Raw genomic sequence first — 11936 nt, 5'->3', positions numbered from 1 at the left:
ACATGATGTTGACTGTTGACGGTTGACTGTTCACTGTTCACTGTCAACAGTCAACAGTTAACTCGAATTTACTATTCCGATGCTAACGGATTTGATATAATTTGTAACCACAAAAAACAGTCAACAGTCAACAGTCAACAGTCAACAGTCAACAGACAACAGTCAACAGTCAACAGACAACAGTCAACAGTCAACAGTCAACAGTCAACAGTCAACAGACAACTGACAAATAACAAAACGATCGCCCTTTTTTTTCAAAAGAGCGATCGCTTTGTGTCTGTATTCAGTACCGGCTGCCAACAGCGCGCCACTAACATTACATCTCAAGGCTTTTTAGCCTTGGTCTACCGATACTTTTTTGCTAACATTTGCTAACAAATACATAAGTTGAGAGCTGATCTCAACCAAGGCGTATCAACCGATGCCCGTAGAAATTTCTACAAGCACTTATATTCTTGCCTTCAGCTTGGTTATCGCTTACAGCCCCACGCCAATCTGATTATTTGCTTTGATAGTGTAGAGGCAACTTATTTATATAGCGGTTGCGTACTACCAAGGTTTTTCACCTAAATCAGAGTGGCTAAATTCATTCTAAGCTGTCGCGCATTTAAATTGTATATTCAGGGCGGGCGGGACGCCCAACCCCTACTCCCCACAAGACTTTAATTTTTTTTGACAGACAACTTAAATGCCGCAACAGCTTATATGATATAAAGATCTCTGGCAAATGTAAGTTATTGTTAGCAAATGTTAGAAAAAGTCTTACTGTTAATCTACCTCATTTTAGAAATCTTGGGGTAACAAAGAACTTAAACGCTCCAACAAAGGATCGGAATTCCGAGGAGGAGCAACCTCAGCATCAGGCACTACATTATCATCCGCCACAGACTCAGACTCAATCGGGCCAGGCTCTACTACTTTTGAAACTGGGGCAAAAGAAACTTGAGCAAACTTACTGTTAACACTCCCCTGCAACTGATCCAACTGCGCGCTGAGTTGACTCAGGTGATGTTCCAGTCCCTCCAAACGGCTTAATTCCTCTGCCGAAACATTGTGCTCAAACTCAGCAAATTTGACCACAAGTTCAGCAATACGCTGTTCCAACCGTTGAAAGCTCTGTGTAGAGCTAGCAGACTCAGATACAGACAAAAACTGCCACAAAGCTTGCTTGCAGAGATTGCTGAAAGTCTGATACTTCGTGAAAGCCAACTCTTTTTCAATAGCGGCCAGCAAAGTTTGATCCGCAGCATCTTCCGTAAACGCCACCGAGAAATTCGCCTTATTTTTTGCCCACAGTGCCATAGGGTTCAAGCCTTAATGCGTTACTTTATCGTGGCTAGCTGAGCCTCAGCATAAATAAACTGTCCCAAAGCATTAGCTTTCCGAGAAGGCTGAGCCAAGTGAGCCTTAAGATTGGCGTCTTTAAGCAAAGGTTGCAACACCTCCCAGAAAAACTCGCCGCCACCGCCAGTCAGAACCACATCCGTCACACGTTCCGGCAGCCACTGCACCAAACGTTCGGACAGTTCGTTAGCGAAAGCCTCCCGCAAATCCTTAATAATCGGATCTAAATTAGTCGGCTTAGTCGCTCCTCTGGGGCGGTAGAAACGCTGGCCCTCGGGTTTATTCACTGCTTCCAGTAAAGACAGAGATTGAGGGTCTGCTCCCGGAATCTTTGAGGCAACTTGTTCGTAGAATTTGTTCATTGCGAAGGAATCGCTCTTTGAAGCCGCCCGAGCGAACCGGAAACGATCGACCATTAACAAATCGGTAGTTTGGTGTCCGATATCCACAACAGCCACCGACAGTTCGGGCAACTCCGGCGTAAACTCCTTGTTATCTTGAGCCTCGCACCAAATCAGGCTGCCGAACCCTTCCGGCATCACCCAAACGTGACTGATGTTAATATCCACACGCTCGCCCCGGTACACCACAACGTGGGGAGAGCGCAGTTGGCTGATAATCTCTTCCTTTTCCTTCTCAAACTGATCCTGCGAATAAAACGGCAAACCCAGCACAACTGCTATTTCGCCTTTCATCTGGAAATATCCAGCACAGGAAAAGACCTTAACCAAAGCATCTACTACTTTCGACTGGTCAGCGCCACCGAGATTAGCGCCAAAATCTGCCGCCAATTGACCGATCGCGTAACCCCTGCCCTGGTACTCCAGCCACATATCCAACAGAGGGTCTGTTGCTTTGGACTCAAAGCTGCCACCCCGCACCTTTTCCACAGGCATAGTAGCCACGTTGGCAGGGATGAAAACAACGCTACTAGGGTTGCGACTCACGCAAGCTTTAGTTGCCGTCCGACCCAAATCAGCACTAATAATCGATTTGTTAGAAGCGACTTTAGTCTGCTGGGTCAGCATAGCCGAATTAGGAACAAGCTGTCTAGTTGTCATTGAAATGTGTTACCTCACTGAGCCTCACCATTATCATGCCTTATCCCTTGACACTGCCGCGCTTAAAGACAGTGGGTTTTGCGGCGATTCTTCTAACTCTACCTAGATCGGTATCGAAATCAGCACCAAACATTATATTCGGGACGATCGCCCTTACAGTAACTAACCTAACTTTTTCTGGAGCGATCGGCCTCGAACCTCTGTTGCCTGAGAGTGCATTGTTAAGTTAAATTTAGTTAAGATTCTGAGTGTAAACTTTTGTCGCACTTCTCCGACACCGCGATCTTACCCGATCTGTCCCCAATTCAAGGCATCCGCATTTATGAAAATTTCTTGGCGAACTATACTACTTTGGACTTTACCCGCCTTAGTCATCGGCTTTTTCTTGTGGCAGGGGGCCTTTGCCCCATCCCCCGCAGAAATGAGCAAGAACACCGCCAGCACCCGCCTAAGCTACGGTCGATTCTTAGATTACTTAAACGCCGGTCGAGTGACCAGCGTTGACCTTTACGACGGAGGCCGGACGGCTATTGTCCTAGCAGTCGATCCCGAACTGGACAATCACGAGCAGCGGTGGCGGGTAGACTTGCCCTCAAATGCCCCGGAACTGGTTTCTAGGCTCAGAGACTCCAAAATCAGCTTCGACACTCACCCACTACGCAACGACGGTGCTGTCTGGGGACTTTTAGGCAATCTAGTATTTCCCCTCTTGTTAGTAGGAGGGCTGTTTTTCCTCTTCCGCCGCGGTGGCAACGTGCCAGGGGGCCCTGGCCAAGCCATGAATTTTGGCAAGTCCAAAGCTCGCTTTCAAATGGAAGCTAAAACAGGCGTACTGTTCGACGACGTAGCAGGCGTTGAGGAAGCCAAAGAAGAACTTCAAGAAGTGGTGACATTCCTCAAAAAACCCGAACGCTTCACCGCAGTCGGGGCGAAGATTCCCAAAGGCGTCCTGCTAGTTGGCCCTCCCGGAACCGGTAAAACCTTGCTGGCAAAAGCGATCGCAGGCGAAGCCGGCGTGCCTTTCTTCAGCATCTCCGGTTCGGAATTTGTGGAAATGTTCGTCGGTGTCGGCGCTTCCCGCGTTCGGGACTTGTTCAAAAAAGCTAAAGAAAATGCTCCTTGCATCATCTTTATCGATGAAATCGATGCAGTGGGTCGCCAGCGCGGCGCCGGTATCGGCGGCGGTAACGACGAACGCGAACAAACCCTGAACCAGTTGCTGACCGAAATGGACGGTTTTGAGGGCAATACTGGCATTATCATCATTGCTGCCACGAACCGCCCCGACGTGCTCGACTCAGCGCTGCTGCGTCCGGGACGTTTTGACCGCCAAGTTAGCGTAGATACGCCGGATATCAAAGGCCGCTTGGAAATTTTGGAAGTTCACGCGCGCAACAAGAAGCTGTCTGCGGAAATTTCTTTGGACGCCATCGCCCGCCGTACTCCTGGTTTTACCGGCGCTGATTTGGCTAACTTGCTCAACGAAGCTGCGATTTTAACCGCCCGCCGCCGCAAAGAAGCGATTACGATGCTCGAAGTTGACGATGCAGTCGATCGCGTGGTAGCAGGTATGGAAGGCACTCCCTTGGTGGACAGCAAGAGCAAGCGCTTGATTGCTTACCACGAAATCGGCCACGCGATCGTCGGTACAATCATTCAAGCCCACGATCCAGTTCAAAAAGTTACCTTAGTTCCTCGCGGACAGGCCCGCGGCTTGACTTGGTTCATGCCCAGCGAAGACCAAGGTTTGATTTCTCGATCGCAAATTTTAGCCCGCATTAGCGGTGCTTTGGGTGGCCGCGCAGCCGAAGAAGTAGTTTTCGGCGATGCCGAAGTAACCACCGGTGCCGGCAACGATTTGCAGCAAGTAAGCGGCATGGCGCGGCAAATGGTGACTCGCTATGGGATGTCTACCTTGGGCCCGATCGCCCTGGAAGCCCAGCAAAGCGAAATTTTCCTTGGCCGCGACTACACAGCGCGATCGGAATATTCCGAAGAAATAGCCTCTCGGATTGACGGACAAGTTCGATCGATTGTCGATCACTGCTACGACGACGCCCGCCGAATTATTCGCGAAAATCGCACCGTGATCGATCGCTTAGTCGATTTGTTGATCGAAAAAGAAACCATCGACGGCGAAGAGTTGCGCCTAATTGTCTCTGAATACACTTTTGTTCCTGAAAAAGAACAATACGTTCCTCAGCTTTAAAAAGAAGAGTGAATATTGAGGGCGAATAGAATTCGCTGCTACACAAACAAAGTCCGCCTGCGCGGACTGAAGAAATTCAACCCGCGCAGGCGGGTTTTGTCTGTGTAGCAGCGGTTTCAACCGCCCAGTCAAAAGAAACTTCTTCCTCCTGCTATATGATTAAGAGTTCATCGATTTGTTTGATAGTAATTTCAACATTAATTTTTGGCATTAATTTGAGCGCCCGCGCCGAAAAATTAAGATGTTTTGTAGATATTTGCATCGACTCCAGCAGCGTTGAATTAAGCAAATCCGATATTCCCGGTGCTCCCTCTTATCCAGTCAGAACTATTTTAGTAACTCAACAGTTTAGTAACGAGAAATTGTTGGCGCAAATGGAAGTTGACTGCAAGCAACGACAGTTGAGAACTGTCAGAGTTAGCCAAGATGGCGAAAATTGGTCGAATTTCGATCGGAGATGGACTTTAGTAGATCGCAACTCATCTTTGTCTGGGCTGGTTGACTATACTTGTCAATTGGCGATCGCAGAACCAGAGAATAAATAAGTATAGCCTTTCTCAGTAATATGAGGTGTACGCTTGATAAGCGGGCATAGGGCATAGGGCATAGGGCATAGGGCATACCTCACCAAGATTGAGAACTGCTGTAGACCCAGAAAAAAAACAGAGCACCTATATCTTCAACCCTTGCCTTGCGGGTGCAAGTCTGACAAGCAGCGCTTGAAACCGCTGAGTGTTAATATTACACTCAATCTAAAATCTAAAATCTAAAATCTAAAATCTAAAATCGGATGACCAACCCCACCGAATATCGGCAAAGACGCGAACAGTTAATGGCAAAAATTGGCAGCGGGACGGCGATATTTCGCAGCGCACCCGCAGCCGTCATGCACAACGATGTAGAATACGCCTACCGACAAGATAGCGATTTTTTCTACTTAACAGGTTTCAACGAAGCTGCGGCGGTAGCAGTGCTCGCGCCGCACCACGAAGAACACAAATTTGTCTTGTTTGTGCAGCCAAAAGACTTGGAAAAAGAAACTTGGCACGGTTATCGCGCCGGAGTAGAAGGCGCTAAAGAACTTTACGGCGCGGATGAAGCTTTTCCCATCGCCGAACTTGCGGAAAAACTGCCGAAATATTTAGAAAAGGCCGATCGCATATACTATCACTTCGGGCGCGATCGTACTTTCGACCAAACAGTCCTCAATCACTGGCAGCGCTTGATGGCAACCTACCCAAAACGCGGCACAGGCCCGACAGCGATCGAAGATTCCAACATCATTTTACACCCGATGCGGCTGGTGAAAAGCGAAACTGAATTAGCATTAATGCGAAAAGCCGCTAATATCTCAGTTGCAGCGCACAACCGCGCCCAAGAATTCGCTAAGCCGGGCAGATACGAATATGAAATTCAAGCTGAAATAGAACATACTTTTGGCTTAAATGGCTGCACTCCCGCTTACCCTTCAATTGTTGCATCCGGTTACAATTCCTGCGTCCTCCACTACATCGAAAACAACCGCCAAATGCAGGAAAACGATTTGTTGCTAATAGATGCTGGTTGTGCTTGCGGTTACTACAACGCCGATATTACTCGCACCTTTCCTGTTAGCGGCAAATTTACAACTGAACAACAGATAATTTATGACTTAGTTTTGCAAGCACAATTGCAGGCAATTAGTCAAGTATATCCGGGAAATCCTTACAGCAAAATTCACGAAACAGCAGTGCGCGTTTTGGTGGAAGGTTTAATGGATTTAAAACTTTTGGTGGGGGACATTGAAGAGATAATTAAAGAAGAGAAATACAAGCCATTTTATATGCACCGCACTGGTCATTGGCTGGGATTGGATGTGCACGATGTCGGCGTTTATCAGTACGGCGAAAATCCGCAAGTTTTGCAGGCAGGACAAGTGCTGACGGTGGAACCGGGGATTTATATTTCTCCTTATATTAAACCGGTTGAAGGACAGCCGGAGGTTCCTGAAAAATGGCGCGGTATTGGTGTGAGAATTGAAGATGATGTTTTGGTAACATTGGAAAGTCATGAAGTCTTGACGGCGGGAGTTCCTAAATAATTGTTGACTGTTGACTGTTGACTGTTGACTGTTTGAACAATACCGATGCAACCGGAAACGATTTATGTAGGGTGCGGATCTGTTCTATGGTTCAATGGAATTTGCTCCTTGACGGGTGGCGACGCACCTTAGTTACAACTTGATTGTGTGTACCGCATATAAATTGAATCTGCTGTAAGTTGGCAGTGCAGGCTTGAGCTTTGTTAGTATTAACTTGAAAAAGCTCAAGCCTTTACTGCTAAACCTAGAGCAATTATGTGTATTGATCCTACCAAGATCGATCGACCTCTGGAAACCTGCGAAGCATTGGTAGCAGAGCAAAAAGCAAAAATTCGGCAACTAGAAGAGGATTTGCAGCAGCAGAGAGAATTGTGCCAGAAATTAGAAGCACAACTCAAAGCAGTCGAGAATCCTGGCATTTCGGGCTCCGTAACTGAATCGGATATCACCGAGGACGATCGTATTCGGTTAATCACATCTCTGGAAAAAAGCCAGGAAATGTACCGAACTCTCATCAAACATTATCCGAATGGGTCGGTGTTTTTGTTCGATCGCGATTTGCGCTATACTCTGGTTGACGGCCAAGGTTTGGCAGTAGTTGGTTTGTCCAAAGAACAGTTGGAAGGCAAAACATTGTGGGAAGTATCCCCACCTGAAGATTGGCAACTTTTTGAGACTACATATCGCGCTGCTTTGGCAGGAAAAGAGAATACTTTTGAATATAAATACGGCGATCGCATTTATTCAACAACAATTGTTCCCGTCAAAAACGACCGGGAAGAAATTTTTGCAGGAATGGTCGTTACTCAAGATATTACCGAAAAAAAACAGGCAGAAATAGCGCTGGAAGAAATCAAAAATCAGCTACAAATTAAATATCAAAAGCGCACTGAGGACTTGAAAACAGCCAACGATCAATTGCAGGAAGAAGTTCTCTCTCGCTGGCGCGCCGAAAAAGCTCTGCGGAAAAGCCAGGAACAGCTAGAATTGTTTTTCTCTCAATCTTTAGATGGTTTTTTCTTTATGATGCTGGACGAACCCGTCCACTGGGACGATACAGTTGACAAAGAAAAAGTTTTGGATTACATATTTGCTAACGGGCGGGTAACGAAGGCAAATGATGCTTTGATAGCTCAATACGGAGGTACTAGGGAAGAGTTTATTGGCCGGACGCTTTACTCTTTCTTGTCGCACGACTTGACTGGTAGCAGAGAGATAATCAAGCAATTTTTTGATGCTGGCAGAATTCACATCGAAAATGAGAATCGCACGTTTGACGGAGTTCCAGTTTGGATAGAAGGCGACTATATTTGCATTTACGATTCCCACGGCAGAATCATCGGGTATTTTGGCGTACAGCGCGATATTAGCGATCGCAAAAAAGCAGAAGCAACCCTCAGAGATAGCGAAGAACGCTTTCGGGCAACCGTCGAACAAGCGGCAGTCGGTATTACCCACCCTGACGCAACAGGCCGCTATTTGCGAGTCAATCAAAAATTCTGCGATATAGTGGGATATACTGCGAGCGAACTGCTGTCGCGAACTTGGATGGACGTTACTTACCCAGAAGATATAGATGCAGATTTAGAACAAAACAAGCAATTATTTGCCGGCCAAATTGACAGTTTTAAAATGGAAAAACGCTTACTGCACAAAGACGGCACTGTAGTTTGGGTAAATATTACAGTATCGCTCATCCAAGAACCGCTGAGCGGGGCAGTTTACAATCTAGTAGTGACAGAAGATATTAGCGATCGCAAAAAAACCGAAGCAGCGCTGAAAGAAAGCGAAGAAAGGTTCCGAGAGCTAGCAGAAAACATTGAAAGCGTGTTTTGGATGGTAAACGTTCAACCCCAGGAAATTATTTATATCAGTCCGGCTTACGAAAAGATTTGGGGCCGAAGCTGCGCTGATTTGTATGCTAACAGGCGCTTTTTTGCAGATTCCCTCCATCCAGAAGATCGCGAGCGCGTTATTGCTAATTTAACTAGACAAATTGAGTCTGAAGACGAGATAGAATATCGAATTGTCAGGCTGGACGGCAAAATACGCTGGATTCGCGATCGGGCTTTTCCCATTAGAAATCAATCTGGTAAAGTTTACCGCATCGTGGGCATTGCGGTAGATATTACCGCAGGCAAACAGGCAGAAAAAACCATCCGCGAAAGTGAAGAACGCTTCCGCCAGTTAGCAGAAAATATCCAAGATTCCTTCTGGCTAATGTCTGCGGACTTCACCGATTTATTGTATCTGAGTCCAACTTACGAACAAATCTGGGGGCGCAGTCGCGAAGAATTGTATGCTGATCCATTAAAAATGATGGAGTGGGTGCATCCAGAAGATAAACTCCTGTTGGAAGAGGCAATGGGGCGAGTTTTGCAGGGCGAGTCCACCAATACCGAATATCGGATTTTTCTGCCAGACGGCACAATTCGCTGGGTGTGCGATCGAGCTTTTCCCATTTACGACGAATCGGGCAAAATTTACCGCATCGCGGGTATTGCCGAAGATATCAGCGATCGCAAATGTACCGAGGCCCGCATCCAAGCAGCACTCCGCGAAAAAGAAGTATTGCTCAAAGAAATTCACCACAGAGTCAAAAATAATATGCAGGTAATTTCCAGCTTGCTGCAACTTCAAGCTCAATATATTGAAGACGAACCGACGCTAGCTTTATTTGAAGAAAGCCAGACCCGTATCCATTCAATGGCTCTGATTCACGAGCAACTTTATCAATCCGAACATCTCGATCGCATCGCCCTTCCCCCCTACGTCGAAAACTTGGTTGCTAATTTGTATCAATCTTTTGGTTGCGGCAACACTGCCATCCAATTCAATCTCAACCTTGACCCAATTTATTTAAACATAGAAACAGCCATTCCTTGCGGTTTAATTATAAACGAAGTAGTTTCTAATTCCCTAAAATATGCTTTTAGCAAAAGTGCGAAAGGTGAAATTAACATAGAATTTAAGGAATTAAGTTTTCAGGAACTCCAATTAATTATTCAAGATAATGGTAGCGGATTCCCGGCGGGTTTCGACGTAGAAAATCCTGAAACATTAGGATTGCGATTAGTGAGAATGTTGTCTTGCCAATTAGATGCGAGTATTGCCATTGACAGTCAGTGTGGAACCTGCTACACTTTAATTTTTAAAGAGTTAAATTATCGGCGACGCATTTAAGGAAAAATGAACCCTATAAAAATTTTGGTTGTCGAAGACGAAGTTATTGTAGCGCAAGACATAGCAGGCCGATTAAAAAAACTGGGATATGCAGTAACCGCTACAGTTTCTTCAGGAGAAGAAGCAATTCAAAAAGCTCTAGAAACCCCGCCCGATTTAGTGTTGATGGACATCGTGCTTAAAGGTGAGATAGACGGGGTAACAGCAGCCGAAAAAATCAGAACTAATATGAATGTACCGACAGTATTTTTAACAGCTTATGCCGACGATAAAACGCTGCAAAGAGCGAAACTTACAGATCCATTCGGTTACATTATAAAACCATTTCAACAAAATGATTTACGGGTGGCGATCGAGATTGCCCTGCACAGACACGAAATCGAAACCAAGATGCGAGAATCTCTCAAAGCCGCGGAAGCAGCCACAGAGTCGGTGGAAGAAAAATCGCACCGCCAAAACCAGTATATTTCAATGGCCGCTCACGAATTGCGGAACCCGCTCAACGCGATTTTAATCTCTGCGGAACTTCTAGAGCTCGATCGAACTCGCAGCCGTGACGAATCCCAAGTTAGAACCCTGCGCCTGGTGCACTCAGCTACCCAAAAGATGAACCAGCTAATCGATGATATGCTGTTTATGGGGAGAGCAGAAGCAGGTCAACTCAAATGCAATCCATTACCGATAAATTTAGTCGAATTTTGTCAAGACTTGCTCGATCAATTGCAGTTAGGAAATGAAGCCAAGCACAAACTAACATTAATCCCATCAGATGTTACCAGTGCAATATTAGATCAACAATTGCTGCACGGCATTATTTCTAACTTAATCGTCAACGCCATGAAATATTCTCCAAACGGCGGGCAAGTCACCTTGGAATTGGAATACCGTCAAGCAGGCGAGGGAGACAAAGAAGCTATTTTCTGCTTATCTCCTCAGTGTTTGTTTGGCAATTCCCTATTTACAAATATTAACTCTCCCTTACTAATTATGCGTATCCGAGACGAAGGTATCGGCATCCCAGAAACCGAAGTAGGGAAAATATTTGAAATGTTCTACCGCTGCAAGAATACGGGAAAGATTAAAGGTAACGGTTTGGGATTAACCATTGTTAAAAAAGCTGTCGAATTGCAAGGAGGCGCGATCGCCTGCGAAAGCAAAATGGGCGTGGGTACAACCTTCACAGTCGCGCTTCCTTACGTAGCACTTTCCTGTTCGACTCAACGGCAAAAAACTTAAATGCCCCTACAAAAACTAATCAAAGTGTTGCAAAATCCAGTCCACCGCCACCGCTAAATTTGCTGCAATAAAATCCGGTTTAGTATGGTGCTGATACTCCCCACTCAACACGCTTTCCCCGTAACCAGTCTGCACCAAAATGCCAGTACAGCCGGCATTGTGAGCCATATCAACATCAGTCGCTTTATCCCCCACCATAAAACTATTTCGCAAATCCAAATCGTATTCCCAAGCCGCCGCTACTAACATCCCTGTATTTGGTTTTCGCCAAGTCGAATACCGCGTAAATTCGGGGTTTGTTCCGCCTTCGGCTGCGCTTAAATAAGGACAGTAATAAAGAGCATCTAACTTGGCTCCTGCTTCATTTTCTAATAAGTGACACAGGCGTTTGTGCAAAGCTTCTACGTGGCTAACCGGATTATAACCCCTGGCTGGACCGGATTGATTGGAAACCAAACAGCAAAATATTTGTTGGTCATTTAAGCGGCGTACAGCTTGGGCTATTCCGGGGATTAAATTCAAATCTTCTACTTTGTGGATGTAGCCGACTTCGATATTGAGAACGCCATCTCTGTCAAGAAATACTGCTCGTTTCATTGTTGTATTGTTTTTGATATAATATAAAACTCGGTGGCATCGGAATTGATATTACTTAAACTTTTCCTCCGCTAGTCCTCCCGCCTACCCGCTAGTCCGCCAGGGAATGAATTCCCTGTCTAATAGCTAAAGTCCTCTAAAAGAGGACTGAATCATTCATTAGTCCTCTTTTAGAGGACTTTCGCTTTGAGGCAGGGGTTTCAACCCCTGTCGGACTATCGGTGTA

9 protein-coding genes are annotated in these 11936 nt (G+C 46.0%); 6 read left to right on the top strand and 3 right to left on the bottom strand.

Annotation, left to right across the window (positions count from 1 at the left end):
* Positions 1-15 precede the first annotated feature (15 nt).
* Entirely contained in the window at positions 16-375 is a 360-nt protein-coding gene (locus tag QUB04_RS20735; RefSeq protein ID WP_333287203.1) for a hypothetical protein, read from the top strand.
* A gap of 408 nt (positions 376-783) precedes the next feature.
* Here QUB04_RS20735 and QUB04_RS20730 read toward each other — a convergent pair whose 3' ends face one another.
* Complete coding sequence (locus tag QUB04_RS20730) at positions 784-1302, bottom strand: hypothetical protein (protein ID WP_333287201.1); 519 nt, start codon at positions 1300-1302, stop codon at positions 784-786.
* 20 nt (positions 1303-1322) lie between these two features.
* Positions 1323-2405 carry a ParM/StbA family protein gene (locus QUB04_RS20725; protein WP_333082516.1) on the bottom strand — a complete coding sequence of 361 codons (1083 nt, stop codon included), beginning with the start codon at positions 2403-2405 and terminating at the stop codon, positions 1323-1325.
* A 322-nt stretch (positions 2406-2727) separates the two neighbouring features.
* Between QUB04_RS20725 and ftsH2 the strand changes: the two genes are divergently transcribed.
* The 5 genes from ftsH2 (at position 2728) to QUB04_RS20700 (ending at position 11113) form a co-directional block, all read left to right on the top strand.
* Positions 2728-4614 carry an ATP-dependent zinc metalloprotease FtsH2 gene (gene ftsH2, locus QUB04_RS20720; RefSeq protein ID WP_006633417.1) on the top strand — a complete coding sequence of 629 codons (1887 nt, stop codon included), beginning with the start codon at positions 2728-2730 and terminating at the stop codon, positions 4612-4614.
* Between the two features lie 179 nt (positions 4615-4793).
* Complete coding sequence (locus QUB04_RS20715) at positions 4794-5159, top strand: hypothetical protein (protein ID WP_333142222.1); 366 nt, start codon at positions 4794-4796, stop codon at positions 5157-5159.
* 245 nt (positions 5160-5404) lie between these two features.
* Positions 5405-6694 (top strand): aminopeptidase P N-terminal domain-containing protein, encoded by a 1290-nt coding sequence (locus QUB04_RS20710; protein ID WP_333142221.1) that lies wholly within the window; start codon positions 5405-5407, stop codon positions 6692-6694.
* Between the two features lie 255 nt (positions 6695-6949).
* Positions 6950-9877 carry a PAS domain S-box protein gene (locus tag QUB04_RS20705; protein ID WP_333142220.1) on the top strand — a complete coding sequence of 976 codons (2928 nt, stop codon included), beginning with the start codon at positions 6950-6952 and terminating at the stop codon, positions 9875-9877.
* 6 nt (positions 9878-9883) lie between these two features.
* Positions 9884-11113 carry an ATP-binding protein gene (locus tag QUB04_RS20700; protein ID WP_333142219.1) on the top strand — a complete coding sequence of 410 codons (1230 nt, stop codon included), beginning with the start codon at positions 9884-9886 and terminating at the stop codon, positions 11111-11113.
* Positions 11114-11128: 15 nt separating this feature from the next.
* On the opposite strand, the gene QUB04_RS20695 is transcribed toward QUB04_RS20700, so the two are convergent.
* A complete protein-coding gene (locus QUB04_RS20695; RefSeq protein ID WP_333287198.1) occupies positions 11129-11710 on the bottom strand; it encodes an HAD family hydrolase in 582 nt (193 codons plus the stop codon).
* Positions 11711-11936: the final 226 nt, after the last annotated feature.

This window comes from Microcoleus sp. D2_18a_B4, from assembly GCF_036702475.1.
Taxonomy (GTDB): Bacteria; Cyanobacteriota; Cyanobacteriia; order Cyanobacteriales; family Microcoleaceae; genus Microcoleus.
Note: the sequence above shows the minus strand (reverse complement) of the source record. Positions and strands in the feature narration are given on the sequence as shown.

What these genes read in the sequence shown, in the direction of transcription:
- QUB04_RS20730 (WP_333287201.1), bottom strand. Translation starts at nt 1,302, where the DNA reads ATGGCACTGTGGGCAAAAAATAAGGCGAATTTCTCGGTGGCGTTTACG.
- ftsH2 (WP_006633417.1), top strand. Translation starts at nt 2,728, where the DNA reads ATGAAAATTTCTTGGCGAACTATACTACTTTGGACTTTACCCGCCTTA.
- QUB04_RS20695 (WP_333287198.1), bottom strand. Translation starts at nt 11,710, where the DNA reads ATGAAACGAGCAGTATTTCTTGACAGAGATGGCGTTCTCAATATCGAA.
- QUB04_RS20710 (WP_333142221.1), top strand. Translation starts at nt 5,405, where the DNA reads ATGACCAACCCCACCGAATATCGGCAAAGACGCGAACAGTTAATGGCA.
- QUB04_RS20705 (WP_333142220.1), top strand. Translation starts at nt 6,950, where the DNA reads ATGTGTATTGATCCTACCAAGATCGATCGACCTCTGGAAACCTGCGAA.
- QUB04_RS20725 (WP_333082516.1), bottom strand. Translation starts at nt 2,405, where the DNA reads ATGACAACTAGACAGCTTGTTCCTAATTCGGCTATGCTGACCCAGCAG.
- QUB04_RS20700 (WP_333142219.1), top strand. Translation starts at nt 9,884, where the DNA reads ATGAACCCTATAAAAATTTTGGTTGTCGAAGACGAAGTTATTGTAGCG.